At 71.8% G+C, this 26,100-nt stretch carries 19 protein-coding genes; 4 read left to right on the top strand and 15 right to left on the bottom strand.

Features of this window, described 5'->3' with window-relative positions:
• Nucleotides 1-124 precede the first annotated feature (124 nt).
• On the bottom strand, nt 125-1,765 hold the full coding sequence (pruA, locus tag ACFWR9_RS07555; protein ID WP_383837029.1) for an L-glutamate gamma-semialdehyde dehydrogenase: 1,641 nt from the start codon (nt 1,763-1,765) through the stop codon (nt 125-127).
• Nucleotides 1,766-1,945: 180 nt separating this feature from the next.
• A complete protein-coding gene (locus ACFWR9_RS07550; protein WP_383837026.1) occupies nt 1,946-2,872 on the bottom strand; it encodes a proline dehydrogenase family protein in 927 nt (308 codons plus the stop codon).
• Nucleotides 2,873-3,036: 164 nt separating this feature from the next.
• Between ACFWR9_RS07550 and ACFWR9_RS07545 the strand changes: the two genes are divergently transcribed.
• The gene (locus ACFWR9_RS07545; protein ID WP_383837023.1) at nt 3,037-4,227 is read left to right on the top strand and encodes a PucR family transcriptional regulator; all 1,191 of its coding nucleotides are present in this window, start codon (nt 3,037-3,039) and stop codon (nt 4,225-4,227) included.
• On the opposite strand, the gene ACFWR9_RS07540 is transcribed toward ACFWR9_RS07545, so the two are convergent.
• Entirely contained in the window at nt 4,208-4,786 is a 579-nt protein-coding gene (locus ACFWR9_RS07540; RefSeq protein WP_383837020.1) for a TetR/AcrR family transcriptional regulator, read from the bottom strand. The genes ACFWR9_RS07545 and ACFWR9_RS07540 overlap by 20 nt on opposite strands.
• An 84-nt stretch (nt 4,787-4,870) precedes the next feature.
• On the opposite strand from ACFWR9_RS07540, the gene ACFWR9_RS07535 reads away from it, so the two are divergent.
• Complete coding sequence (locus ACFWR9_RS07535) at nt 4,871-6,403, top strand: MFS transporter (protein ID WP_383837017.1); 1,533 nt, start codon at nt 4,871-4,873, stop codon at nt 6,401-6,403.
• Nucleotides 6,404-6,415: 12 nt separating this feature from the next.
• Here ACFWR9_RS07535 and serA read toward each other — a convergent pair whose 3' ends face one another.
• The 6 genes from serA to ACFWR9_RS07505 all read right to left on the bottom strand — a co-directional run bounded on the left by serA (nt 6,416) and on the right by ACFWR9_RS07505 (nt 16,306).
• Nucleotides 6,416-8,005, bottom strand: coding sequence for a phosphoglycerate dehydrogenase (gene serA, locus ACFWR9_RS07530; RefSeq protein ID WP_383837014.1), 1,590 nt, complete (start codon nt 8,003-8,005; stop codon nt 6,416-6,418).
• Between the two features lie 237 nt (nt 8,006-8,242).
• On the bottom strand, nt 8,243-9,241 hold the full coding sequence (gene ilvC / locus ACFWR9_RS07525; RefSeq protein WP_383837011.1) for a ketol-acid reductoisomerase: 999 nt from the start codon (nt 9,239-9,241) through the stop codon (nt 8,243-8,245).
• Nucleotides 9,242-9,360: 119 nt separating this feature from the next.
• Nucleotides 9,361-9,885 (bottom strand): acetolactate synthase small subunit, encoded by a 525-nt coding sequence (gene ilvN, locus ACFWR9_RS07520; RefSeq protein WP_122617626.1) that lies wholly within the window; start codon nt 9,883-9,885, stop codon nt 9,361-9,363.
• A 34-nt stretch (nt 9,886-9,919) separates the two neighbouring features.
• Complete coding sequence (locus ACFWR9_RS07515) at nt 9,920-11,767, bottom strand: acetolactate synthase large subunit (protein ID WP_383837007.1); 1,848 nt, start codon at nt 11,765-11,767, stop codon at nt 9,920-9,922.
• A 244-nt stretch (nt 11,768-12,011) separates the two neighbouring features.
• Nucleotides 12,012-15,014: a putative bifunctional diguanylate cyclase/phosphodiesterase gene (locus ACFWR9_RS07510; RefSeq protein WP_383837005.1), complete on the bottom strand. Its 3,003-nt coding sequence runs from the start codon at nt 15,012-15,014 to the stop codon at nt 12,012-12,014.
• Nucleotides 15,015-15,364: 350 nt separating this feature from the next.
• Entirely contained in the window at nt 15,365-16,306 is a 942-nt protein-coding gene (locus ACFWR9_RS07505; RefSeq protein ID WP_383837002.1) for a 2-hydroxyacid dehydrogenase, read from the bottom strand.
• A 76-nt stretch (nt 16,307-16,382) separates the two neighbouring features.
• Between ACFWR9_RS07505 and ACFWR9_RS07500 the strand changes: the two genes are divergently transcribed.
• Together ACFWR9_RS07500 and ACFWR9_RS07495 are read left to right on the top strand one after the other, a co-directional pair.
• A complete protein-coding gene (locus tag ACFWR9_RS07500; protein WP_383837000.1) occupies nt 16,383-17,381 on the top strand; it encodes an aldo/keto reductase in 999 nt (332 codons plus the stop codon).
• 66 nt (nt 17,382-17,447) lie between these two features.
• Nucleotides 17,448-18,647, top strand: coding sequence for a PQQ-dependent sugar dehydrogenase (locus ACFWR9_RS07495; protein WP_383836997.1), 1,200 nt, complete (start codon nt 17,448-17,450; stop codon nt 18,645-18,647).
• A gap of 9 nt (nt 18,648-18,656) precedes the next feature.
• On the opposite strand, the gene ACFWR9_RS07490 is transcribed toward ACFWR9_RS07495, so the two are convergent.
• From ACFWR9_RS07490 to ACFWR9_RS07465, 6 genes are all read right to left on the bottom strand, one after another.
• Nucleotides 18,657-18,857 carry a DUF6191 domain-containing protein gene (locus tag ACFWR9_RS07490; protein ID WP_383836994.1) on the bottom strand — a complete coding sequence of 67 codons (201 nt, stop codon included), beginning with the start codon at nt 18,855-18,857 and terminating at the stop codon, nt 18,657-18,659.
• Between the two features lie 39 nt (nt 18,858-18,896).
• Nucleotides 18,897-21,983 carry an AAA family ATPase gene (locus tag ACFWR9_RS07485; RefSeq protein ID WP_383836991.1) on the bottom strand — a complete coding sequence of 1,029 codons (3,087 nt, stop codon included), beginning with the start codon at nt 21,981-21,983 and terminating at the stop codon, nt 18,897-18,899.
• 104 nt (nt 21,984-22,087) lie between these two features.
• Nucleotides 22,088-22,273, bottom strand: a complete 186-nt coding sequence (locus ACFWR9_RS07480; protein WP_383836987.1) for a hypothetical protein — start codon at nt 22,271-22,273, stop codon at nt 22,088-22,090.
• A 202-nt stretch (nt 22,274-22,475) separates the two neighbouring features.
• Nucleotides 22,476-23,084 (bottom strand): hypothetical protein, encoded by a 609-nt coding sequence (locus tag ACFWR9_RS07475; RefSeq protein ID WP_383836984.1) that lies wholly within the window; start codon nt 23,082-23,084, stop codon nt 22,476-22,478.
• 35 nt (nt 23,085-23,119) lie between these two features.
• Nucleotides 23,120-23,695 carry a GNAT family N-acetyltransferase gene (locus ACFWR9_RS07470; protein WP_383836981.1) on the bottom strand — a complete coding sequence of 192 codons (576 nt, stop codon included), beginning with the start codon at nt 23,693-23,695 and terminating at the stop codon, nt 23,120-23,122.
• Nucleotides 23,673-25,919: an MMPL family transporter gene (locus ACFWR9_RS07465; protein ID WP_383836978.1), complete on the bottom strand. Its 2,247-nt coding sequence runs from the start codon at nt 25,917-25,919 to the stop codon at nt 23,673-23,675. Before ACFWR9_RS07465 ends, ACFWR9_RS07470 begins: the two co-directional genes overlap by 23 nt.
• Between the last annotated feature and the right edge of the window lie 181 nt (nt 25,920-26,100).

Below are 26,100 nucleotides of genomic sequence, written 5' to 3'. Positions count from 1 at the left end.
CACACTGTCCCTACTCATCTATCCCGCGGGCCGAGCCCCCAGACCACCCCCCCCCCCCCCCCCCCCCGGGGGGGGGGGGGGCGGGGGCGCCCCCCCCCCCCCCCCGGGCGTCACTCACAGGGCGTCAGCCCATGTGCGGGTACGTGTAGTCGGTCGGCGCGACCAGCGTCTCCTTGATGGCGCGGGTCAGCGTCCAGCGCATCAGGTTCTGCGGGGCACCGGCCTTGTCGTTGGTGCCGGAGGCACGGCCGCCGCCGAAGGGCTGCTGGCCGACCACGGCGCCGGTGGACTTGTCGTTGATGTAGAAGTTGCCGGCCGCGTAGCGCAGCTTCTCCATCGTGTACGCCGCCGCCGCGCGGTCGTTCGAGACGACCGCGCCGGTAAGGGCGTAGTCGGAGACGGACTCCATCTGGGTCAGCATCTCGTCGTACGCGCCGTCCCGGCTGTCGTCGTACACGTGCACGGCGAGGAACGGGCCGAAGTACTCGGTGCGGAAGACCTCGTTCTCCGGGTCGGCGCACTCGACGACGGTCGGGCGGACGAAGTAGCCGACCGAGTCGTCGTAGGAGCCGCCCGCGACGATCGTGCAGGTCTCGTCGGCCTTGGCACGGTCGATGGCGGCCTTGTTCTTGGCGAAGGACCGCTCGTCGATGACGGCGCCGACGAAGTTCGACAGGTCGGTGACGTCACCCATGGTGAGGTAGTCGACCTCGGCGGCGAACTCCTCCTTGAACCCGTCGTTCCAGATCGACGCCGGGAGGTACGCGCGGGAGGTGGCGCTGCACTTCTGGCCCTGGTACTCGAAGGCACCGCGGGTCAGCGCGGTCTTCAGGACGGCGCGGTCGGCGCTCGGGTGGGCGACGAGGAAGTCCTTGCCGCCGGTCTCACCGACCAGACGCGGGTAGGTGCGGTACTTCTCGATGTTGTTGCCGACGGTCTTCCACAGGTGCTGGAAGGTCTTGGTCGAGCCGGTGAAGTGGATGCCCGCGAGGTCCCGGTGGACCAGCGCGACGTTGGAGACCTCGATGCCGTCGCCGGTGACGAGGTTGATGACGCCCTTGGGCAGCCCGGCCTCCTCCAGGAGCTGCATCAGCAGCACGGCGGCATGGGTCTGCGTGGGGGACGGCTTCCAGACCACCACGTTGCCCATGAGGGCCGGGGCGGTGGGCAGGTTGGCCGCGATCGCGCTGAAGTTGAACGGCGTGATCGCGTAGACGAAGCCCTCCAGCGGACGGTGGTCCATGCGGTTCCACACGCCCGGGGAGTTGGCCGGGGGCTGCTCGGCCAGGATGTTGCGGGCGTAGTGGACGTTGAAGCGCCAGAAGTCGATCAGCTCGCAGGGGCTGTCGATCTCGGCCTGCTGGGCCGTCTTGGACTGGCCGAGCATCGTGGAGGCGGCGATGGTCTCGCGCCACGGGCCGGACAGCAGCTCGGCGGCGCGCAGGATGATCGCCGCGCGGTCGTCGAAGGACATCGCGCGCCACGCGGGGGCGGCGGCCAGGGCGGCGTCGATCGCGTCCTGCGCGTCCTGCTGGGTGGCGTTGGCGTACGTGCCCAGGCGGGACTTGTGGTTGTGCGGCTGCACGACGTCGAAGCGCTCGCCGCCACCCATCCGCTTGACGCCGCCGATGGTGCAGGGCAGGTCGACCGGATTGTCGGCCAGCTCCTTGAGCTTGACCTCCAGACGGGCACGCTCGGGCGAGCCGGGGGCGTAGCCGTGCACCGGCTCGTTGACGGGGGTGGGGACCTGGGTCACAGCGTCCATGGGTTCCGTGTCTCCTTACTGAGCGGGTGTTGCGAGCGTTGGTGGGCTCAGCCCTTGCTGACCATCGAGCGGGCGAAGAACCGGAGGTTCGCCGGCTTCTCCGCCAGACGGCGCATGCTGTGCTTTCCCGGGGGGCGACCCCCGGGCCCCCGGCAGTCGCCGCGGCACAGCCCGGTCGTATCAACCACGGCCGATCACGCTCCGCGCGAAGAACCGGAGGTTCGCCGGCTTCTCCGCCAGACGGCGCATGAAGTAGCCGTACCAGTCGGTGCCGTAGGCGGTGTAGACGCGCATGCGGTGGCCCTCGGCGGCCAGCCGCAGGTGCTCGTCGCCGCGGATGCCGTACAGCATCTGGAACTCGTACTCGTCGAGCTTTCGCCCGGCGGTGCGGGCCAGCTCCTGGGCGATGGAGATCAGACGCGGGTCGTGCGACCCGATCATCGGGTAGCCCTCGCCCTCCATCAGGGTGCGCAGGATGCGGACGTACGCCTTGTCGATCTCGTGGCGCTGCTGGTACGCGACCTCTGCGGGCTCCTTGTAGGCGCCCTTCACCAACCGTACGCGACTGCCGCTGTCCGCGAGGCGGCGCGCGTCGGCCTCGGTGCGGAAGAGGTAGGACTGGATGACGCAGCCGGTCTGCGGGACGTCCTTCCGCAGCTCCTCGTGGATGGCGAACATCGAGTCGAGGGTCGTGTGGTCCTCGGCGTCGAGCGTGACCGTGGTGCCGATCTCGGCGGCGGCCTCGACGACCGGGCGGACGTTCTTCAGGGCCAGCTCGTGGCCGCCGTCCAGCGCCTGGCCGAACATGGACAGCTTGACCGACATCTCGGCGCGGGTGCCGAGGCCGAGCGGCCCCAGCCGGTCGATCAGCTCCAGGTAGGCGTCGCGGGCGGCCTCGGCCTGCGCGGGGTTGGTGATGTCCTCGCCGACGACGTCCATCGTCAGTTCCAGGCCCTGGTCGGTGAGGTCCCGGATGATCGGCACGATCTCGTCGACCGTCTCGCCGGGGATGAACCGGTCGACGACCGGCTTGGTCACGGGTGCGGCCGACACCAGCCGGCGCATCCGGTCGCTGCGCGACGCGGCGAGAATCACGGGACCCAGCACGGGGCACCTCCACTTACCAACCAACACGAGGCCGTAGCCCGACCAACGGGGGACGGCACGGAGAACCACCGTGAAATCTAAGGATCCCCCCGATCGTCGGCCATCGACAGCTGTCACGCATCCCTGCCGCAGATCTCAGACATGTGTATGAAAGCGGCGCGCAAATGCGGCAGAATGCCCGGGTGACGACGGATTCCAAGGGTGACTACCAGGAGCTGGTCGACGAGATCTCCGAGCTGCTCGGCGCGCCCGCGACCCTGGAGAACCGCGACTTCGAGCTGATCGCCTTCGGCGCCTACGACAGCGAGGGCGACCTCGACCCCTCCGCCCTGGACCCGGTGCGCACCCGCTCGATCCTGACCCGGCGCTCCACCGCGGCCGTCCGGGCCTGGTTCGAGGGCTTCGGCATCACCCGCGCCACCGGGCCGGTCCGCATCCCGCCGACCCCGGAGGCGGGGGTGTACCGGGGGCGCACCTGTCTGCCGGTACGCCACCGGGGAGTGGTCCTCGGCTATGTGTGGCTCCTGGACACCGACCCCGGTCCGACGGAGCGGCAGCTGACGGCGGCCATGACGGTGACCACCCGGATCGGGGCGCTGCTCGCGGACGAGGCGCAGCACGGCGCGGACCTGAGCCGGGAGCTGCGGGCGGTGCTGACCGCGGAGCGGGACTGGCAGCGGGACATGGCCGTGGCGGAACTGCGCACCGCGCTGGGTGCCCGCGCGGACGCCCTGCACGCGGTGGTCTGCGTGGCGCCCTGGCCGTCGGCCGATCCCGAGGACGCGCCCTCGGTCCGTACGGTGCCGGCGGCGACGGCGCTGTGCACGGTGCCGTGGGGTACCGCGGGCGAGTCGCTGGCCCTGCTGGTGCGGCTGCGCTCGGCGGACGTGCTGACCCCGGCGACCTCGGCGGCGGGCCGGCTGCTGGAACGGGCCCGTGGCGGCGGTGTCGCGGCCGGGGTCTCCGCGCCGCGCTCGGGACTGGCGGAGCTGGGGGCGGCCTGGTGGGAGGCGTCGGCGGCGGCGCGGGCGGCACGCGCGGAGTCCCGCTTCGGTCCGGTCGCGGAGTGGACGGCCATCGGGGCGTTCCGCCTGCTGGCCGCGCTGCCCCCGCGGTCCGCGCACGACCCGGCCCTACGGGTCCTGCTCTCCCCCACCCACCGGGAGCTGGTCCGTACCGCCGAGATCTACCTCGACTGCGCGGGCCAGGCCGGCCGCGCCGCCGCCGAGCTGGGCATCCACCGCCAGACCCTGTACTACCGCCTCTCCCGCGTCGAACAGCTCACCGGCCTGGACCTGGACGACGGGGAGGACCGGCTGCTGCTGCACATGGCGCTCAAGGCGCACCGCCTGTAGCGGCCTCCATCACCCGGCGTAGGCCCTCCGTGAGCTGGGCGGCCTCGGGAGCACCCTTCGGATCGAAGGTCCACTGCGCCATGAGGCCCATCATCAGGGTCGTGTAGAAGGCGCCGAGCGTGTCGATCACGTCGTCCGGCACGTCCTCCTCGCGGACGCCCGTGAACAGGGCGACGAAGCCGCGCGAGCCGTCGCGCTGGGCGCGCGCCAGGTGGTCGCGGACCTCCGGCAGCTGATCGCCCAGGGCCACGATCTCCATGCTCAGGCGCCACATCGAGCCCGGCTGCCGCATGGTGCCGACGATGTTCGACCACACCGAGGTGAACCGCTCCAACGAGCCGGGCTCGCCGCCGATCTCGCCGTCGAACGCCTCCGACATGTTCTCGACCATCGCCACGTACGCCTGCGCGAGGAGCGCGTCCTTCGACCCGTAGTGGTAGCCGATGGAGGCCAGGTTGGTCCCCGACTCCTTGACGATGTCGCGGGCCGTCGTGCGCACGAACCCCTTGGCGAGCAGGCAGCGCTGGGCGCCCTCCAGCAGATCCTCACGGTGTCCCATGGCGCCACCTTACCCGCCTGTCCATACGTTTGTCTTATACGAACGTTCTAGACAAGCGTATAAGACGTGCGTACAGTCACCGCCATGACGACGAACCCTCCCCGCGCCGGCCGCCGTGAATGGACCGCGCTGGCCGTACTGATGCTTCCGCTGCTCCTGGTCTCCATGGACGTCTCGGTCCTGTACTTCGCGATCCCGGCGATCAGCGCCGACCTGGAGCCGAGCGGCACCCAACAGCTGTGGATCTTCGACATCTACGGCTTCGTCCTGGCCGGCCTGCTGATGACGATGGGCTCGCTGGGCGACCGCATCGGCCGGCGCAGACTGCTGCTGATCGGCGCGGCGGCTTTCGGGGCGGCATCCCTGGTGGCGGCGTACGCGAACAGCGCCGAGACCCTGATCGCGGCCCGCGCGGTGCTCGGCATCGGCGGCGCGACCCTGATGCCCTCGACGATGGCCCTGGTGCGCACTATGTTCACCGACCCCGCCCAGCGCGCCAAGGCCATCGGCCTGTGGTCGGCCGTGATGACGGCGGGCATAGCGCTCGGCTCGGTGATGAGCGGCGTCCTGGTCGAGTACTTCTGGTGGGGCTCGGTGTTCCTGGTCAACCTGCCCGCGATGGCGCTTCTGCTGGTCCTGGGGCCGGTGCTGCTGCCGGAGTCGAGGAGTCCCCGCACCGGCCGCTTCGATCTCCCGAGCGTGCCGCTGTCGATGGCCGCGATCCTGCCCGTGGTCTACGGCCTCAAGGAGATCCCGACCGAGGGCTGGCACGTGCGGTACGTGATGTCGGTGACGGTCGGCCTGCTCTTCGCGGCGTGGTTCGTGCACCGCCAGCGCACTGCCGCCTTCCCTCTCATCTCACCCGCGCTCTTCCGAGGCCACGGCTTCACCCCCGCCGTCGTCCTCAACCTGGTGTCGTCATTCGGGATGATGGGCTCCACGTACTTCACCACCCAGTACCTCCAGTCCGTCCTGGACAAGAGCGCGCTGGTGGCCGCGCTGTGGGCCCTGCTGCCCTCGGTACTCATCGGCTTCGCCGCGCCGCTCGCCATGCGGCTGGTCCAGCGGGGCGTGGAGCGGGCGCATGTCGTCGCGGGCGGTTTCGTGATCGCGGCGGCCGGTTACGGGCTGCTGGCTCTGGCCGGGACGGACTCGCTGTGGCTGGTGCTGGCCGCGTGCGGGATCATGGCCGGCGGCATCGTCGCCGTGATGTCCCAGCTCGCCGACCTGGCGCTCAGCTCCGCCCCCGTCGAGAAGGCGGGCGCGGCCTCCTCCCTGATGGAGACCGGCACGGAGTTCGGCGGCGCGCTGAGCATGGCGGTCCTCGGCTCCGTCGGAACCGCCGTCTACCACCACGAAATGCCCGCGTCGGCGCCGGACGCGGCCCGGGAGACCCTGGCCGGCGCGCTGGCCGTCGCCGGGCAACTGCCGGAATCCGCAGGTGAGGCTCTGGCCTTTGCGGCGCGGGCGGCGTTCACCGACGGTATGCGGGGTGCCGCGATCGCGGGGATGATCCTGTTGCTGGCAGCGGCGGTCCCGGCGGCACGCGCACTGCGCGGCATCCGGGTACGCGAAAACGCCGAACGGGCCGACCAAGTCAGCCCGTCCGGCGTTTGAGGACGCGGTTCCTCAGACGAGGTTCACCGACCGGGCGGACGTCGCGCCGATCTCCGCCGAAACCTCCGCCAGGACCCCGGAGGGCACCGTGTCGTCGACGGTCAGCACGGCCAGCGCCTCGCCGCCGACCGTCGCACGGGCGACCTGCATGCCGGCGATGTTGATGCCGGCCTCGCCGATGACGCGGCCGACGGTGCCGACGACGCCGGGACGGTCCTCGTAGCGCAGGACGACCATGTGGTCGGCGAGGGCGAGGTCGACGTCGTACTCACCGACGGCGACCAGCTTCTGGAGGTGCTTCGGGCCGGCCAGCGTGCCGGAGACCGACACCTCCTCGCCGTCCGTGAGGGTGCCGCGCACGGTGACGACGTTGCGGTGCTCCGGCGACTCCGAGCTGGTGGTCAGCCGGACCTCGACGCCGCGCTCCTGGGCGAAGAGCGGGGCGTTGACGTAGGACACGGTCTCGTCGACGACGTCCTCGAAGACACCCTTGAGGGCGGAGAGCTCCAGCACCTTCACGTCGTGCTGGGTGATCTCGCCGTAGACCTCGACGTCGAGGCGGACGGCGACCTCGCCGGCGAGCGCGGTGAAGATCCGGCCGAGGCGCTCGGCGAGCGGCAGGCACGGCTTGACGTCCTCGGCGATGACACCGCCCTGGACGTTGACCGCGTCCGGGACCAGTTCACCGGCGAGGGCGAGCCGCACCGACTTGGCGACCGCGATGCCGGCCTTCTCCTGGGCCTCGTCGGTGGAGGCGCCGAGGTGCGGGGTGGCGACGACCTGGTCGAACTCGAACAGCGGCGAGTCCGTGCACGGCTCCTTGGCGTACACGTCCAGACCGGCGCCCGCGACGCGGCCCTCCTTGAGCGCCGAGTACAGCGCCTCCTCGTCGACGATGCCGCCGCGCGCGGCGTTGACGACGCGGACGCTCGGCTTGACCTTGCGCAGCGCCTCGTCGCCGATCAGGCCGAGGGTCTCGGGGGTCTTGGGCAGGTGGACGGTGATGAAGTCGGAGACCTCCAGCAGCTCGTCCAGCGACAGCACCTTGACGCCCATCTGCGCGGCCCGCGCGGGCTGCACGTAGGGGTCGTAGGCGACGACCTTCATGCCGAAGGCCGACATGCGCTGCGCGACGAGGGCGCCGATGCGGCCGAGGCCGACGACACCGAGGGTCTTCTCGGCCAGCTCGACGCCGGTGTACTTGCTGCGCTTCCACTCGCCGTTCTTCAGCGCGGCGTTGGCCTGCGGGATGTTGCGGGCGGTGGCGACGATCAGGCCGCAGGCCAGCTCGGCGGCGGTCACGATGTTGGACGTCGGCGCGTTGACGACCATCACGCCGGCCTTGGTGGCGGCGGAGACGTCGACGTTGTCCAGGCCGACGCCGGCTCGTGCGACGACCTTGAGCCTCTTGGCGGCGGCGATGGCCTCGGCGTCGACCTTGGTGGCGGAGCGGACCAGGATCGCGTCCACGTCGGCGATGGCGGGGAGCAGTTCGGCCCGGTCCGCGCCGTTGCACTGGCGGATCTCGAAGTCGGGGCCGAGCGCGTCCACGGTCGCGGGCGACAGCTCTTCGGCGATGAGTACGACAGGTTTCGAGCTCACGTGAGTCCTCACAAGTCCAATGCGGACGGCCGTCCCGACGGCCGCATTCGGTGTCGCTTAGCCGCGTGGAAGACGCACGACGCTGTGGGCCTGACGCGTATGTGTTCAGCAGTCTAGTGGCGTGGCGGACGTCGTCCTGCGCCTCTGCGGAAGGATCACCCGGAAGGGGTTGGACAGGTCGGCCAACGCGCCGTGACGGCGCCCGGCACGCGGGGCACCGTCACGGCGCGAAAAGACCTACGCCTCTTCGTCGACCCAGCTCATGAGCTTGCGCAGCTCCTTGCCGGTGGTCTCCAGGAGGTGCTCGGAGTCCTGCTTCTTGTACTCGTTGTACTTCTTCAGACCGCCGTGGTACTCGTCCATCCACTGCTGGGCGAACGTGCCGTCCTGGATCTCGGCGAGGACCTTCTTCATCTCGGCCTTGGTGGCGTCGGTGATGATCCGCGGGCCGGTGACGTAGTCGCCCCACTCGGCGGTCTCGGAGATCGACCAGCGCATCTTCTCCAGGCCGCCCTCGTACATGAGGTCCACGATCAGCTTCAGCTCGTGCAGGCACTCGAAGTAGGCGATCTCCGGCTGGTAACCGGCCTCGGTCAGGGTCTCGAAGCCCGCCTTGACCAGGGCCGCGGTGCCACCGCAGAGGACGGCCTGCTCGCCGAACAGGTCGGTCTCGGTCTCCTCGGTGAAGGTCGTCTTGATGACGCCGGCGCGGGTGCCGCCGATGCCCTTCGCGTACGACAGGGCCAGCGCGAAGGCGTCGCCGGAGGCGTCCTGCTCGACGGCGGCGATGCAGGGAACGCCGCGGCCCTCCTCGTACTGGCGGCGCACCAGGTGGCCCGGGCCCTTCGGGGCGACCATGCAGACGTCCACGCCGGCCGGGGGCTTGATGAAGCCGTAGCGGATGTTGAGGCCGTGACCGAAGAACAGCGCGTCGCCGTCCTTCAGGTTGTCCTTGATGTGCTCCTCGTAGACCTGGGCCTGGATGGGGTCCGGGACGAGGACCATGATGACGTCGCCCTCGGTGGCGGCCTCGGACGGGCTCACCACGCGCAGGCCCTGCTCCTCGGCCTTGGCCTTGGACTTCGAGCCCTCGTGCAGACCGACGCGCACGTCGACGCCGGAGTCGCGCAGCGACAGGGCGTGGGCGTGGCCCTGGCTGCCGTACCCGATGACCGCGACCTTGCGGCCCTGGATGATGGACAGGTCGGCGTCGGCGTCGTAGAACAGCTCGGCCACTGGGTTCTCTCCTTGTGTGCAGGTGTTGCGTCCCACCGTATGCCGGTGGGGGGAAGGGAAGTTTCGGGGTCTCGGCATACGGGCGGCCGGTCGTCGGGGCCGGCCGCCCGTCTCCGTCGTTATGCGGACCGGTCGAGTGCGCGCAGCGAGCGGTCCGTGATCGAACGGGCGCCGCGGCCGATGGCGATCGTGCCGGACTGGACGAGTTCCTTGATGCCGTACGGTTCCAGCATCCTGAGCATGGCGGACAGCTTGTCGCTGCTGCCGGTGGCCTCGATGGTGACGGCCTCCGGGGAGACGTCGACGGTCTTGGCGCGGAACAACTGGACGATCTCGACGATCTGGGAGCGCGTCTCGTTGTCGGAGCGCACCTTCACCAGAACGAGTTCACGCTGGACGGCCTGGGCGGGCTCCAGCTCGACGATCTTGAGCACGTTGACGAGCTTGTTGAGCTGCTTGGTCACCTGCTCCAGCGGGAAGTCCTCGACGCTCACCACGATGGTGATGCGGGAGATGTCGGCGTGCTCGGTGACGCCGACGGCGAGCGAGTCGATGTTGAAGCCGCGGCGGGAGAAGAGGGCGGTGATCCGGGCGAGGACGCCGGGGGTGTTCTCCACCAGGACGGAGAGCGTGTGCTTGGACATGGTCTGCTTCCTCTGCTTGAAGTCCTGACGGCTCTCAGTCGTCTTCGTTGTCGCCGAAGTCCGGGCGGACGTCCCGGGCGGCCATGATCTCGTCGTTGGAGGTGCCGGCGGCGACCATCGGCCAGACCATCGCGTCCTCGTGGACGATGAAGTCCACGACGACGGGCCGGTCGTTGATGGAGTTCGCCTCCTCGATGACCTTGTCGAGGTCGGCGGGGTCCTCGCAGCGGATGGCGTAGCAGCCCATGGCCTCCGACAGCTTCACGAAGTCGGGGACGCGGGTGCCGCGGGCGTCCGGGTTGACGTCCTCGGGGCCGGAGTGCAGCACCGTGTTGGAGTACCGCTGGTTGTAGAACAGGGTCTGCCACTGGCGGACCATCCCGAGGGCGCCGTTGTTGATGACGGCGACCTTGATCGGGATGTTGTTCAGGGCGCAGGTGGTCAGTTCCTGGTTGGTCATCTGGAAGCAGCCGTCGCCGTCGATCGCCCAGACCGCGTTGCCGGGCATGCCGGCCTTGGCGCCCATGGCGGCCGGGACCGCGTACCCCATGGTTCCGGCGCCGCCGGAGTTCAGCCAGGTGGCGGGCTTCTCGTACTGGACGAAGTGCGCGGCCCACATCTGGTGCTGGCCGACACCGGCCGCGAAGATCGTGCCCTCGGGCGCGAGCTGCCCGATGCGCTCGATGACCTGCTGCGGGGAGAGCGAACCGTCCTCGGGCTGGTCGTAGCCGAGCGGGTAGGTGTCGCGCCAGCGGCTCAGGTCCTTCCACCACGCGGTGTAGTCGCCCCGGATGCCCTCCGAGTGCTCCTTCTGCACGGCCTGCACGAGGTCGGCGATGACCTCGCGGGCGTCGCCGACGATCGGGACGTCGGCGGCGCGGTTCTTGCCGATCTCGGCCGGGTCGATGTCGGCGTGGACGATCTTGGCGTACGGGGCGAAGCTGTCCAGCTTGCCGGTGACGCGGTCGTCGAAGCGGGCTCCGAGGGCGACGATCAGGTCGGCCTTCTGCAGCGCGGTGACGGCGGTGACCGCACCGTGCATGCCCGGCATTCCCACGTGCAGCGGGTGGCTGTCGGGGAACGCGCCGAGCGCCATCAGGGTGGTGGTGACGGGCGCTCCGGTGAGTTCGGCGAGGACCTTCAGCTCGGCGGTGGCCTGCGCCTTGAGGACGCCGCCGCCGACGTAGAGCACGGGGCGCTTCGCGGCGGAGATGAGCTTGGCGGCCTCGCGGATCTGCTTGGCGTGCGGCTTCGTGACCGGGCGGTAGCCGGGCAGGTCGGTGACCGGCGGCCAGGAGAAGGTCGTCCGCGTCTGCAGCACGTCCTTCGGGATGTCGACGAGGACCGGTCCCGGACGGCCGGTCGAGGCGATGTGGAACGCCTCGGCGATCGTCTTCGGGATGTCCTCGGCCTTGGTGACCAGGAAGCTGTGCTTGGTGATCGGCATCGTGATGCCGACGATGTCCGCCTCCTGGAAGGCGTCCGTGCCGATCGCCTTGGAGACGACCTGGCCGGTGATCGCGACCAGCGGCACCGAGTCCATGTTGGCGTCGGCGATCGGCGTCACCAGGTTGGTGGCACCCGGGCCGGACGTGGCCATGCAGACGCCGACCTTGCCGGTGGCCTGCGCGTAACCGGTGGCCGCGTGGCCCGCGCCCTGCTCGTGACGGACGAGCACGTGGCGCACCCGGCTGGAGTCCATCATCGGGTCGTACGCGGGAAGGATCGTGCCGCCGGGAATGCCGAATACGGTGTCGACCCCGACCTCCTCAAGCGAGCGGATGAGGGACTTCGCACCCGTGACGTGCTCGGGGGCGGACTGCTGTCCTCCGGAACGGGGCCGCGGCTGCGGGTGATGGGCCCCGGTGGCCTGCTCGGTCATCGGCATTCTCTTCTCGATGCTGAGGGTTTTTGCGAGGTTTCGTGCGATCTGCGACTGCTGCTCGGCGGGTGCCTGTGCAACAAAAAACCCCTCGTGCCATAAGGCAAGCGAGGGGAGCGCGTCGGGTGTGGGTCGCCGGGAGTCCGGGTGGGTCCGGACGTCACCAGCTTCAGCCGACGCGCTTTCCAAGTACGAGAATTCGGGTGCGCATGGCACTGACCCTCCCCCCGGCGCGCACCCACTGTCAAGTGGGTGGGACGGGAGTCTCATTATGTGAGCGGAGTGCCGTACCACCACCGAGGACGGCCGGCAGCCCCGAGGGGAGACGGCCCGCGAAGGCCGGTTCGTGCGGTCCGTGCGGCACGGGGTAGTGGCCGGCGCCCAGCGCTCTGCGCAGCCGGTACTCGTCCAGCGGCCCGGAGAACGCCATGCCCTGTCCGTGCGTACAGCCCATCGCGCGCAGGGCGACGATCTGCTCGGGCAGGTCCACGCCGTCTGCCACGGACTTCAGCCCGAGGTCGGTGGCGATGCGCAGCAGACCGCTGGTGATCTTGTGCAGCCGCGCCGACTCCACGACGCCCTCGATCAGCCCGCGGTCGAGCTTGAGGACGTCCACGGGCAGGCGCCGCAGCGCGGTGATCGCCGCGTAGCCGCTGCCGAAGCCGTCCAGCGCGATCCGTACGCCCACCCTGCGCAGGGCGTTCAGCCGGCGGTCCAGCTCGTCCAGGCCGACCCGTGGGTCGATGTCCGACAGCTCGATCAAGAGAGAACCCGGGGGGAGCCCGTGCCGGGTCAGCTGGGCCTCCACGGAACCCAGCGGCATCGAGCGGTCCAGCAGGCGGCGGGCGCCGATGCGTATGGCCACGGTGACCGGCAGCCCGGTCGCCGCGCGTTCGGCGGCCTGCTCGACGGCCTCCTGGAGCACCCAGCGGTCCAGTTCGGCGGTCTTGTCGGCGTCCTCGGCGACCCGCAGGAACTCGGCGGGGGTGAACAGCACGCCCTGCGAGGAGCGCCAGCGCGCCTGGGCGCAGACCGACGTGATCCGGCCGTCCGTCAGGGAGACCACGGGCTGGTGCAGCAGCGCGAACTCGCCGTCGTGCAGCGCGACCCGCAGCCGGGTGGCCAGCTCGGCCTTGCGCACGACGTCCTGCTGCATCTGCGGCCGGTACAGCTCGACGCGGCCCTTGCCGCGCGCCTTGGCCCGGTACATCGCGAGGTCGGCGTTGCGCAGCAGCTCGCCCGCGCCGAGGCCCGGTTCGGCGAAGGCGACGCCGATGGAGGCGTTGACACGGACATCGTTGCCGTCGATGAGGTAGGGCTGGGAGAGGGTCGTCCTGAGGCGGTCGGCGAGCTCCCGGATGTGGCCCTCGCGGGCGGCCCGGTCCCGGGCCCCGTCCCCGACGATCAGGGCAGCGAACTCGTCGCCGCCCAGTCTGGCGGCGGTGTCCCCCTTGCGGACGGCCTCGTGGAGTCTGCGGGCGGCCTGTACGAGCAGCTCGTCCCCGGCCTGGTGGCCGATGGTGTCGTTGACGCCCTTGAAGCCGTCGAGGTCGATGAAGAGCACCGCCGTGCCGCGCAGGGCGGCGCCGCGGTCCAGGGCGCGGCGACCCGAGAGGGCCTGCTGGACGCGCCGGGTGAACAGGGCGCGGTTGGGCAGGTCGGTGAGCGGGTCGTGTTCGGCGTTGTGCTGGAGCTGGGCCTGGAGACGCACTCTCTCGGTGACGTCCCGGCTGTTGAAGATGAGGCCGCCGTGGTGGCGGTTGACGGTGGACTCGACGTTGAGCCAGCCGCCGCCCCCGGAGCGGAAGCGGCACTCGATGCGCGCGGTCGGTTCCTCGACGGGGCTGGCGGCGAGGAACCGGCGCACCTCGTGCATCACGCAGCCGAGGTCCTCCGGGTGGATGAGCCCGGCCAGTTCGCTGCCGACCAGTTCCTCCGCGGGGCGGCCGTAGACACCGGCGGCGGCCGGGGAGACGTAGCGGAGGATGCCGGTGGGCGCGGCGATCATGATGACGTCGCTGGAGCCCTGCACCAGGGAGCGGAAGTGGTTCTCCTTCTGGGCCAGTTCCTGGGTGAGGACGATGTTGTCGAGCAGCATGATGCCCTGCCGGACGACGAGTGCGAGCACCACGGTGCCGCCGGTCAGCAGCACCACGCGGTCGACGCTGCGGCCGTTGAGCACGTTGTAGAGGATGCCCAGGGTGCAGACCGCGGCGGCGAGGTACGGCGTGAGCGCGGCCAGGGATCCGGCGATGGGCCGGGCGGCCGGATAGCGCCCTCGCTCACCGCCAGGTACGGGCACGGACGGGGGCACCTGCGGGTGGCCGGGGCCGCGCTGTCCGGGCACGTGCTCGCGCACCACGCGCGTGTGCCCGCCGGTGACCTCCGCGTCCGGCGCCCGTCCGCGCCGGGTCGCGGCCCAGGGGGCGTAGGCGAGCAGCAGGGAGCCGGCGAACCAGCCGGCGTCGAGCAACTGGCCGGAGCGGTAGTTGTTGTGCAGCAGCGGTGAGGTGAACAGGGCGTCGCACATCACCGTCAGGGCGAGCGCGCCGATGGCGGTGTTGACGGCCGACCGGCAGACGGGCGAGCGCCTGAAGTGCAGTGCCAGCACCATGCTGACCAGCGCGATGTCGAGCAGCGGGTACGCCACCGAGAGCGCGGAGTGCGCCACGCTGGACCCGCCCCCGGCCTTCGCCGCCTGGGCGAGCGCGAGGCTCCAGGCCAGCGTCAGCAGCGAGCCGCCGATCAGCCAGGCGTCCAGGCCCAGGCAGATCCAGCCGGCCTTGGTGACCGGCCGTTTGGCCAGGACCAGCAGCCCCACGACGGCGGGCGGCGCGAAGCAGAGGAAGAACAGGTCCGCGTAGCTGGGACTGGGCACGGGCACCCGCAGGACGACCTCGTACCACCCCCAGACCAGGTTGCCGAGGGAGGCCATGGCCGAGGAGAGGGCGAAGAGCAGCCAGGCCGGCCGGAAACTGACGCGGCGCCCGCGGGCGTAGAGGAAGCAGGAGACGGCGGCGGCGCCCGCGGCGGCGCTCAGCCCGAAGTCGCCCATGACCTTGGCGGCGTACTCCGAGCCCCAGCCGAGCGCGGACCCGACGGCGTAGCCCGCGCAGACCAGGGCCAGCACGAGCTGGCGGACGAAGGTGGGTCCGCGGGTGGCTTCCGAGGGCCGGGGCAGCAAAGGGCCGGGCGTCGGCCGCGCCCGCAGCGCTCCGTCCAGCGTGGGCACGGGCGGCGGGCTCACCGGAGCCTCCCGCGGCCGCCCGGCCGGCGCCGGTGAGGGCCGCCCTGGGCGTGATGGCCGCCGTGATGGCTGTACTGACCCCGTCTGCGCGCGGTCGTGGTCGTGCGCCAGGGTCGCCGGCGGCGGCTCCGCCGCGTCGGGTCGTTCGTCCATAGGCCGTGCATCGCCCGTCGCCCCCCTCACAGTCTGAGATGTCCATCCCCGGCGCCGAACGGTGCGCGGCGCATCCCCTGTCGGACGATACACCAGGATCGTCACTCAGGGACATAGGTTCTCTACGCTCCGTGACGACCAGCGGATATGCGCATACCCACCGCATCCGGGGGGTTGCGGAGGGTACCGGAAGCGGATTACGCGCCCGTCGTCAGGATCACGTTGCGCAGTGGTTCCTGGTTCACGAAACGGTTCAACTGGTCCACCAGCAGCCGCTTGGCGCGCGGCAGGAAGGCGGAGGTCGGCCCGCCGGCGTGCGGGCTGATGACTATGCCGGGAGCATGCCACAGCGGGTGGCCCGGCGGCAGCGGTTCGGGGTCGGTCACGTCGAGGGCGGCGGTGAGGCGTCCGCTCTCCAGTTCGGCGAGCAACGCCTTCGTGTCGACGACCGGTCCGCGCGCGACGTTGACGAGCAGGGCGCCGTCCTTCATCCGGGCCAGGAACTCCGCGTCGACGAGACCGCGGGTGGCCTCGGTGAGCGGTGTGGAGAGGATGACGACGTCGGCCTCCGGGAGCAGGGCGGGCAGTTCGGTGAGCGGGTGCACCGGACCGCGCGCCGTGGTGCGTGCGGAGCGCGCGACGCGCACGACCGGCGCGACCTCGAAGGGCACGAGCCGGTCCTCGATCGCGGCGCCGATCGATCCGTACCCGACGACGATCACCTTCCGGTCGGCGAGCGCCGGCCGGAACCCGCCGAGCCACTCGCCCCGGTCCTGGGCCCGCACGAAGTCCGGGATGCCGCGCAGCGACGCCAGGATCAGGGCCAGGGTCAGCTCCGCGGTGCTGGCCTCGTGCACCCCGCGCGCGTTGCACAGCCGGACGCCCGGGGGCAGGTGCCCGAGCCCGGGCTGCACGTGGTCGATGCCCGCGGAGAGGGTCTGGACGACCTGGACGGAGCGCATGTCCGGCAGCGGGCGTACCCCGATCCCGGCCGGCTTCATGTAGGGGACGACGTAGTACGCGCAGTCGGCCGGGTCGGCGGGAAAGGTCTCCTCGCCGTTCCAGTGGCGGTACACGGGGCCCTCGGGGAGGCCCTCGATCTCGTCCGGCGGGATGGGCAGCCACACGTCAGCAGTCATGGTCAGGAGGCTATGTCAGGGAGGCGGAGGGGCAGAGGTTAGGTTGGGTGGCCTGACGAGGGAGGGTCACGACCAGGTGGAGCGCAGGACGATCGGCGCGACGGCGCTCGCGGTGGGGGCCGTCGGACTGGGGTGCATGCCGATGAACTGGGCGTACAGCACATCGCGGCAGCGGGGCGACGAGTCGGTCAGGGCGGTGCACCGGGCCCTCGATCTGGGCGCCGGGCTGCTGGACACGGCGGACATGTACGGCCCGTTCACCAACGAGCTGCTGCTGGGGCGGGTGTTGAGGGAGCGGCGGTCCGACGCCTTCGTGTCGACCAAGGTCGGACTCCTTGTGGGCGAGCAGCACATCGTGGCCAACGGCCGCCCCGGCTATGTGAGACGGGCCTGCGACGCCTCGTTGCGCCGGCTGCAGACGGACGTCATCGACCTCTACCAACTTCACCGGGCCGACCCCGAGATACCGGTCGAGGAGACCTGGGGCGCGATGGCGGACCTGGTGCGGGCGGGGAAGGTGCGGGCGCTCGGGCTCTGCGCGGTCGGCGCGCGGTCGGCCCGGCGGCCGGGGGCGCGGCTGCACGACGCGACGATCCGGCAGCTGGAGCGGGTGCAGCAGGTCTTCCCGGTGAGCGCGGTGCAGGCCGAGCTGTCGGTGTGGTCGCCGGAGGCGCTGCGCACGCTGCTGCCGTGGTGCGTCTCGCGCGGCGTCGGCTTCCTCGCCGCGATGCCGCTGGGCAACGGCTACCTGACCGGCACGCTGACCCCCGGGCAGGGCTTCGAACCGGAGGACCTGCGCGCCCGGCACCCCCGCTTCACCGCCGAGATGATGGCCGCCAACCAGCCGATCGTGGCGGGCCTGCGCCGGATCGCGGCCCGGCACGGCGACGGGGTCACTCCGGCGCAGGTGGCGCTGGCCTGGGTGCTGGCCCAGGGACGGCACGTGGTGCCGGTGCCGGGTACCAAACGGGAGCGCTGGGTGAGCGAGAACGCGGGGGCGGCGGAGCTGCGGCTGACCGAGCGGGACCTGGCGGAGGTGCGGGGGCTGCCGGCGGCGCGGGGCTCCTGGGACTGACCGGAGCGGGGGGCCTGCCCGGGTTCGGGATGCGGCGATCGGGAACGTGGAAGGCCCGTGCGGCGTATGACAGGTAGAACCCGCCGCGTCGAAGGGACCATGATCGTGCAACGTCGAGCCGTGTCGGCCGTGTTGGCCGCCGCCGCCCTCCTGCTGACGGCCGGCTGCTCCTCCGGCGACGGGGACCCGTCGGACACGGACGGCAGCTCCCCCGCGACCACGACCGCGCGGTCCTCGCCGTCCGGACCGGCCGCCGAAGAGACGCCGCCCGCGAAGGGCTCCGTGAAGGTGCTCCGTACGGTCACCACGGGACTGGACAGCCCCTGGGGGCTCGCCCCGCTGCCGGGCGGCGACCTGCTGGTCTCCTCCCGCGACGACGCCACCATCACGCGCGTCGCCGAGAAGAACGGCGAGAAGACGGAGCTGGGCGAGGTGCCCGGGGTGTCCCCGTCGGGCGAGGGCGGCCTCCTGGGCATCGCACTCTCCCCCGACTACGCCTCGGACCACATGATCTACGCGTACTACACCTCCGCCTCGGACAACCGCATCGTGCGCATGCTGTATGACGAGAAGAAGCCGGCCGGTGAGCAGCTGGGGGCGCCCGACACGGTCTTCCGGGGGATTCCCAAGGGTGTGGTCCACAACGGCGGCCGGATCGCGTTCGGCCCCGACAAGATGCTCTACGCGGGCACCGGCGAGAGCGGTGACACCGGGCTGTCGCAGGACAAGGACTCCCTCGGCGGCAAGATCCTCCGGATGACACCGGACGGCGAACCGGCGCCCGGCAACCCCTTCCCCGGCTCCCCGGTGTACTCCTACGGCCACCGGAACGTGCAGGGGCTGGCCTGGGACGGCAAGCAGCGCCTGTTCGCCTCGGAGTTCGGCCAGGACACCTGGGACGAGCTGAACGCGATCAAGCCGGGCGACAACTACGGCTGGCCGGAGGCGGAGGGCGAGGGCGGCGGCTCCGGCTTCCACGACCCGGTGACCCAGTGGAGCACCGACGAGGCCTCCCCCAGCGGCATCGCGTACGCGGCGGGCTCGGTGTGGATGGCGGGGCTGGGCGGCGAGCGGCTGTGGCGGATCCCGCTGAAGGGCACGGAGACCTCGGCCGATCCGCAGTCGTTCCTGGAGGACGAGTACGGCCGGCTGCGCACGGTGGCCCCGGCGGGCGGCGACAAGCTGTGGCTCGTCACCAGCAACACCGACGGCCGCGGCGACGCGAAGGGCGACGACGACCGGATCCTGGAGCTGCAGGTGAGCTAGGCCGGACCGTCACTCCTCCTCGGGGCGCGAGGGCTTCGCCGCCTGCTCAGGGCGGGGCGGGTGGACGACGACGCGGCCCGAACCGAGGTCTATCGGGCCGCGGCCGGGGTCGCCGTCGCCGACGTCCTCGCGGGTCAGCTCCAGGCGGTTCTGCTCGTCGCGGGTGTGCTTGCGGCCGGGGGAGAACAGTTCGTCGAATGCGTTGAACACGCGTGCCTCCGTCGTTCGGCGTCCCTTACAGCGTAAACGTCACTCCGTCGAACCGGACGTGAGCCGTTCGGCGGGGAACAGCGCCAGCCGGTGGGCCAGTGCCGCCGCCTGGCCGCGGCCGGATACGCCGAGCTTCGCCAGGATGTTGGAGACGTGCACGCTGGCCGTCTTGGGCGAGATGAACAGCTCCTCGGCTATCTGGCGGTTGGTGCGGCCGTCCGAGACCAGGCGCAGCACGTCGCGCTCGCGGCCGGTGAGGCCCAGGGCCTCGGCCGGGCCGGCGGGGTCGGTGGCGGGGCCCGTGGGGTGGCCGAGGGTGAGGCGGGCGCGCTGGGCGAGCAGGGCGACGGCGTCGGTCAGCGGGCGCGCGCCGAGGTGGCCGGCGACGGTGCCGGCCAGGCGGAGCAGTTCCGTGGCGCGGGCGCGCTCGTCCTCGCCGCCGGTGGCCAGGAGGGCGCCGGCCAGCCGGTGGCGGACGCGGGCGAGATCGTAGGGCCGCTCCAGGCGCTCGAAGGCGGTGACCGCCTCCGACCAGGTCTGGGGGGTGTCCCGGTCCCGGGCGCGATGCAGTTCGGCGCGGACCCACTTCTCGTGGGCCTCCCAGACGGGGGCGCCGGTCGTCAGGGACTTGGCGGTCGCCGCGATGCGTTCGAGGGCCTCCGCCCGGCCCTCCTCGGCGGCCGGCAGCGCGCGGGCGTCGGCCTCCGCCGCGGCGGCGGACAGCAGCAGGGGCCAGCCGTAGCGCTGGGTGCCGGGCGGGAAGCCGGCGTCCAGGATGCGGCCGAGTTCGGCGCGGGCGTCCGGGAGGCGGCCGTCGGCGGCGGCTATGCCGACGGTGAGGGCGGCCAGCGGCAGATGGTGCTGCGGCATGGGGTCGTGGGTGCCGTAGGCGGCGCGGGCCTCGGCGTGCAGCCGGGCGGCCTCGGCGCGCTCGCCGCGGGCGAGGCCGACGACGGCCCGCTTGAGGGCGGCGCCGCCGCGGGGTGCGGGGCCCCGGCCGGGGGCGGCGGCCATGTCCGCGGCCCGCATCGCCTCGTCCCAGCGGCCCAGGGAGATCAGTGACTCGGCGAGATTGCCCCAGACCCAGGCCTCGGACTCCAGCAGGCCCATCCGCCGTGTGAGCTCGACGCCCTCGCGCAGGATGCCGATCGCGTCCTCGGAGCGGCCCACGCTCTCCAGCGTGGAGGGCAGGTTGACGTGGCTGCGGGCCACCACGGCGGAGCGTCCCTGCGCCACCACCAAGTCCCTGACCTGGAACATCTCCGCGAGTCCGGCCTCGATGTGCCCGGCATCCACCATCAGGCCGCCGAGGGTGAGGCGGGCGTTCAGCTCGATGTCGTCGGCGCCGACCATGCGCGCGTACTCGACGGCCCGCTCGGCGGCGGTGACCGCGCCGGGGCCCGGGCTGTGCAGCATCGACCAGTTGGCGGCCATGGCCAGGACCTCGGCGTGCACCTGGGAGGGCGGCAGGCCGCGGACCAGTTCCTGGGCGATGCCCAGCTCGCGCCAGCCGTCGCCGCGGCCCTGGGCCTGGACCAGGAGGGAGCGCTGCGTCCAGAACCAGGCGGCGCGCTGCGGGTCCCGGCCGCTCGCGCCCGGCCCGGCCCCCGTGTCCGGCTCGTCCTCCAGGAGCCGCAGCGCCCGCTTGGTGATCTTCATCGCGCGTTCGCGCTCCCCGCACAGCCGTCCGGCGACGGCGGCCTCGGCCATCAGGTCCAGGTAGCGCAGGGGCGTGGTGGCCGGGTCGCAGCCGCAGGGAGGGTAGACCTCGGTGTAGTCGACGGGGCGCAGCGTGGCGCGTACGTCGTCGGGGGCGGAGTCCCACAGCTCCATGGCCCGCTCCAGCAGCCGGAGCTGTTCGGAGTAGGCGTGGCGGCGGCGGGCCTCGACGGAGGCGTCGAGGACTGCGGGCAGGGCCTTCGCGGCGTCGTGGGCGTGGTACCAGTAGCTGGCCAGGCGCATCACGCGCTCCGTCGCGGGCACCAGCGTGGGCTCGGCGTCCAGGGCCTCGGCGTAGCGGCGGTTGAGGCGGGAGCGCTCGCCGGGCAGCAGGTCGTCGCCGACGGCCTCGCGGACCAGGGAGTGGCGGAAGCGGTAGCCGTCGCCGTCGGGCGCGGGGAGCAGGATGTTGGCGTTCACGGCGGACCGCAGCGCCTCGATCAGGTCGTCCTCGGCGAGCCGGGCGACCGCGGCGAGCAGCCGGTACTCGACGGTGGAGCCGCCCTCGGCGACGATCCGGGCGACCCGCTGGGCGCTCTCGGGCAGGGCCTCCACGCGGACCAGGAGCAGGTCGCGCAGGGAGTCGGTGAGGCCGGTGCAGCTGCCCTCGTGGGCGGCTACGGCCAGTTCCTCGACGAAGAAGGCGTTGCCGTCGGAGCGTTCGAAGATCTCGTCCACCTGGAGCGGGTCGGGTTCCTGGGCGAGGATGCCGGCGATCTGGCGGCCCACCTCGTCGCGGGTGAAGCGGCCCAGTTCGAGGCGGCGGACGGTGCGCAGCCGGTCGAGTTCGGCGAGCAGGGGGCGCAGCGGGTGGCGGCGGTGGATGTCGTCGGAGCGGTAGGTGGCCAGGACCACCAGGCGGCCGGTGCGCAGGGTGCGGAAGAGGTAGGCGATCAGGTGGCGGGTGGACGCGTCGGCCCAGTGCAGGTCCTCCAGGACGAGGAGGACGGTGTGCCGGGCGGCGACGCGCTCCAGCAGGCGGGCGGTGAGTTCGAAGAGGCGGGCCATGCTCTCCTCGTCGTGCCGGCCGCCGGTGCCCGGGGTTGCCTCGCCCACTTCGGGCAGCAGCCGGGCCAGCTCCTCCTCCTGTCCGGCGGCCGCGGCGGCCAGCTCCGTGGGCAGGTGGCGGCGCAGGGCGCGCAGCGCGGTGGAGAAGGGCGCGAAGGGCAGCCCGTCGGCGCCGATCTCGACGCAGCCGCCCAGCGCGACGACCGCGCCCTGCCGGCCGGCGGTGCCGGCGAACTCCTCGACGAGGCGGGTCTTGCCGACGCCCGCCTCACCGCCGAGCAGCAGTGCCTGCGGCTCGGCGGCGTCGGCGCGCCCGAGCGCGTCCTTCAACGTGCCCAGTTCACCGGCGCGGCCGACGAACACGGGACTCACGGACCTGGTCTCCACGGACGAGAGCATCGCACGCGGGTACGACAGCGGAGCAACGGTTTTCGGCGGCGGGACGGCGGTGGCCACGACGGCGGGGAGGGAGGCCGTGCGGCCTCCCTCCCCGGTCTCCCCGTTCACGCGACCCGGGCGAACCGGTGCCGGCGCTGTCGCGGCGTATGGCTCTCCGTCTCTGCGGCGGCGTGCCGGGCTTCGCGGCGGGCGGTGCGACGGGCCTGGACGGCCTCGCGGGCCAGCCGGGCCTCGTCGGCGCGGCGGATGAGTTCGGCGGAACGGGTCTGGTGGATCTCGTACTCGAACATGGTGTGTCCCTTGTCCCTTGGTGCGAGGTCGGTTTCGGCTTCGCTTTCCTGCGATGCCTCAACCTTCGTCTCCCAGGGGGGTCCGCCACATCGGGTAAGTTCCGCATCTTCGGCGCCGGGCGGGGGCCTTAGACGTGCGTGAGGGGTCTTAGGACGGGCGCCAGGTGCGCGCCGATGTCCTAAGACCCCTCAGAGGGCCTGGTCAGCCGGTGGACGGCAGGCCGAGAAGGATGTCCGTGTACTTCAGGACGGCCAGCAGCAGGCCGATGACGCCGAGGGCGACGCCCGCCCAGGCGACCGACTTGATCCACGGGGCCTGCGGCCGGCCGGGCGCGCCGAACGCCGGGCGGGCCAGCACCACGACGCCGACGATCAGGGCGACCAGGGCGAAGATGCCGCCCCACATCGCGGTGGCGTGCCAGGCGTTGCCGTAGCCCTTCTCGATCAGCGCGCCGACGTCGGAGGACGAGGACGTCTGGAGCTGGCCGATCAGCGACTCGCGCGCGGAGGCCACGGTGCCGACCCAGCTGCCCGTCAGGGAGACGATGCCCAGTCCGGCGGAGACGACGGCGCCCGCGCCCTGGCCGACGCCGGTGGGGCCGGCCTCGGTCCCGGTCGTGGCCTCGTCGATCGCGTCGTCATCGACCGCGTCGTCGTCCGGGGTGGCGTCGTCCTTCGTGGCGTCTGCGCCCTCCTGGGGACCGGTCCCGGCCTTCTCGGCGGCCTCGGGGGACTCGACGGCCTCGGTCGTCTCGTCCTTCTTGTGCTCGTCGGTCTTCACGCCGGTCTCGTCCACTGTCTTCGTTCCCATGCCTCGCACCGTACGGACGCTGTCTGAGAGGTCCCTTAATGATCCTTGTGAGCGGCACGCGCGCGTGCCGCACGCCACTCGGGTGCGAGCACCGCCCACACCTCCATGTCCTGGCGGACGCCCCGGTAGAGGGAGCTTTCGCGCAGCACACCCTCACGCATCATGCCGAGTCGCCGCGCGGCGTTGACACTCGGGGTGTTCGCCGAGGAGGCGTGCCACTCCACACGGTGCATGCCGCGCTCGTCGAAGGCCCAGTCGATCAGCACACGGGCACCGCGATTGACCAGGCCGCGACCGGTTCCGGCGGGTTCCAGCCAGCAGCCGATCTCGCAGACACCGGTGGTGGCGTCGAAGACGCGGTAGAGCAGGCCGCCGACGAGCCTGCCGTCCAGCCACAGCCCGTGCAGGAAGCCGCTGTCGGCGGCGTGCCGGTCGGCGTAGGCCTGGAGCACCTCCCGCGCGGAGCCGACGTCGGTGGCCTTCGCCCCGAAGGGGATGTGCTCGGTGATGAAGTCCCTGCCCCGGTCCAGATGGGCCAGGAACTCCTCGGCGTGCCAGGTCTCCAGGGGGCGCAGTTCGGCGCCGTCGTCACCCAGTGATATCGCGTACATCCCGCTGTCGTTCCTCCTCCGCGAGAACGTCCGCCACCTCGGCGTCCGTCGCAGCGGCCAGCCTCTCATGGGCGGCCCGGCACTCGGGCGGCTCGATGCTGATGCGCGGCAGTACGGCGTCCAGGCGGCGTGGCAGCCACCAGTTGGCGCGGCCGAGCAGGTGCATCAGCGCGGGCACCAGCAGCGTGCGCAGGACGAAGGCGTCCAGGGCGACGGCGGCGGCGAGCGCGATGCCGAACATGGCGATCACCCGGTCGCCGCTGAGCACGAAGGCGAGGAAGACCGAGATCATGATGACGGCGGCGGAGTTGATCACGCGGCCGGTCTCGGCGAGCCCGACCCGGACCGCACGGCGGTTGTCGCCGGTCTCCAGCCACTCCTCGTACATCCGGCTGACCAGGAACACCTGGTAGTCCATGGAGAGCCCGAAGAGCACCGAGACCATGATCACGGGCAGGAAGGGTTCGATCGGTCCCGCGCTGCCGAGGCCGAGCAGTTCGCTCCCCCAGCCCCACTGGAAGATCGCCACGACGACGCCGAAGGCGGCGGCCACGGCGGCGACGTTCATGGCGGCGGCCTTGAGGGGGATGCCGACGGAGCGGAAGGCGAGCAGGAGCAGCAGGCAGCCCAGGCCGACGACGACGCCGACGAAGAGGGGCAGCTTGCCGACGATGACCTCGGCGAAGTCGTCGTACCCGGCCGTCACCCCGCCCACGTGCACGTCGAGCGCGGTGCCGGCCTCGGCGCGCGGCAGCACCTCGGAGCGCAGCCGCTCGACGAGGTCGCTGGTGTCCCGGGACTGCGGCGCCGAATCGGGTACGACGGTGAGGTACGCGGCGTCGCCGGCCGAGTTGTACATCACCGGAGTCACCGAGGAGACGCCCTCGGTGGTGTGCAGGGTGGCGTCGAGGTTGTCCAGCGCGAGGCGGTCCTCGGCGCCGCGGACGTCGGTGACCAGGGTGAGCGGGCCGTTGACGCCGGGGCCGAAGCCGTCGGCGAGGAGGTCGTAGGCCTGGCGGGTGGTCGTGCCGCTGGGGTCGTTGCCCTGGTCGGAGGTGCCGAGGCGCAGATCCAGGGTGGGCAGAGCGAGCACGGTGATGACGACGAGGGCGACGGCGCCGAGCAGCTTGGGGTGCCGCTCGACGAAGGCCGACCAGCGCGCGGCGAACCCGGTCGGCACCTCGGGTTCGGGCCCGTGCTCCGCGAGCCGGCGCCGCTCGCGCCGGCTCAGCGCGCGGGGGCCGATGTACGACAGCAGGGCCGGCAGCAGGGTCACCGAGGCCGCGACGGTGAGGAGCACGGTCAGCGAGGCGGCGACGGCGACGCCGTTGAGGAAGCTCAGTCGGAGGATCAGCATGCCCAGCAGGGCGATGCAAACGGTCGCACCCGCGAAGACGACGGCGCGTCCCGTGGTCGCCACGGCACTGGCGGCGGCCTCGGTCACGGACAGGCCGCGCTTCAGTCCGCGCCGGTGTCTGGTGACGATGAACAGGGCGTAGTCGATCCCCACGCCGAGTCCGATGAGGGTGCCCAGCATGGGCGCGAAGTCGGCGACGGTCATGAAGTGACCGAGGAGCGTGATGCCGGCGTAGGCGGTGCCGACGGAGACCAGCGCGGTGGCGATGGGCAGCAGGGCCGCGGCCACGGAGCCGAAGGCGAGGAACAGCACGACCGCGGCCACGGCCACGCCGACGGCCTCGGCGAGGTGCCCGCCGGCCGAGTCGGTGAGCGCGACGGCGCCGCCGCCCAGTTCGACGCGGAGCCCGTCGGTCTCGGCCGCCTCGGCGGTCTCGACCACGGCCCGCGCCTCGCCCGCGTCGATGTCCCGGGAGGCGTCCTCGAAGGTGACCGTGGCGTACGCGGTGCGGGCGTTCTCGCTGATCCGGGGCGATTCGGGGTCGTCGTACGGGTTGGTCACCGCGGCCACCCCGGGCAGTTCCGCGATGCGCTCCAGGGTGCCGGTCATGGCCTGTTCGACGTCGGGGGCCCGGACGGTGCCGTCCGCGGTGTGCCAGACGACCGTGTCGCTGTCGCCGTCGAGGCCGGGGAAGCCGGAGGCGAGCAGCCGGGAGGCGCGGTCGGAGTCCGTGCCGGGGATCGCGTAGTCGTTGGAGTAGGCGGAGCCCGTGACCGCGGCGGCCGTGGCCACGCCGCCGAGGGCGAGGAGCCACAGCAGGACGGCGATGAGCCGACGTCGAACACACCAGCGTGCGAGGACTGCCACGAACGTGCTCCCAGGTGTCTGATTGTGGATCTTTGACCGGGGGCAGTCGTCCATGGCGTGAACGGCCCGCAAAGAACGCATGAGCAATGCGGAATCACTCTTGCAGCCGGAATTGATCGTTTGCGGACTTAGTGGGCTTATTCACAATAACGGCCCTGGGGGGGGGGGGCCGGGGGGGGGG

This window comes from Streptomyces sp. NPDC058534, from assembly GCF_042717365.1.
Taxonomy (GTDB): Bacteria; Actinomycetota; Actinomycetes; order Streptomycetales; family Streptomycetaceae; genus Streptomyces.
This window is presented reverse-complemented; position numbering and strand designations above follow the sequence as displayed.

Bases quoted from the DNA above. Each gene is read 5' to 3' on its own strand.
- ACFWR9_RS07485 (WP_383836991.1), bottom strand. From the start codon at position 21,983: ATGCTCTCGTCCGTGGAGACCAGGTCCGTGAGTCCCGTGTTCGTCGGC.
- ACFWR9_RS07470 (WP_383836981.1), bottom strand. From the start codon at position 23,695: ATGTACGCGATATCACTGGGTGACGACGGCGCCGAACTGCGCCCCCTG.
- ACFWR9_RS07545 (WP_383837023.1), top strand. From the start codon at position 3,037: ATGCGGCAGAATGCCCGGGTGACGACGGATTCCAAGGGTGACTACCAG.
- ACFWR9_RS07475 (WP_383836984.1), bottom strand. From the start codon at position 23,084: ATGGGAACGAAGACAGTGGACGAGACCGGCGTGAAGACCGACGAGCAC.
- ACFWR9_RS07540 (WP_383837020.1), bottom strand. From the start codon at position 4,786: ATGGGACACCGTGAGGATCTGCTGGAGGGCGCCCAGCGCTGCCTGCTC.
- ACFWR9_RS07505 (WP_383837002.1), bottom strand. From the start codon at position 16,306: ATGACTGCTGACGTGTGGCTGCCCATCCCGCCGGACGAGATCGAGGGC.
- ACFWR9_RS07495 (WP_383836997.1), top strand. From the start codon at position 17,448: ATGACAGGTAGAACCCGCCGCGTCGAAGGGACCATGATCGTGCAACGT.
- ACFWR9_RS07535 (WP_383837017.1), top strand. From the start codon at position 4,871: ATGACGACGAACCCTCCCCGCGCCGGCCGCCGTGAATGGACCGCGCTG.
- ilvN (WP_122617626.1), bottom strand. From the start codon at position 9,885: ATGTCCAAGCACACGCTCTCCGTCCTGGTGGAGAACACCCCCGGCGTC.
- ACFWR9_RS07515 (WP_383837007.1), bottom strand. From the start codon at position 11,767: ATGACCGAGCAGGCCACCGGGGCCCATCACCCGCAGCCGCGGCCCCGT.
- ACFWR9_RS07480 (WP_383836987.1), bottom strand. From the start codon at position 22,273: ATGTTCGAGTACGAGATCCACCAGACCCGTTCCGCCGAACTCATCCGC.
- pruA (WP_383837029.1), bottom strand. From the start codon at position 1,765: ATGGACGCTGTGACCCAGGTCCCCACCCCCGTCAACGAGCCGGTGCAC.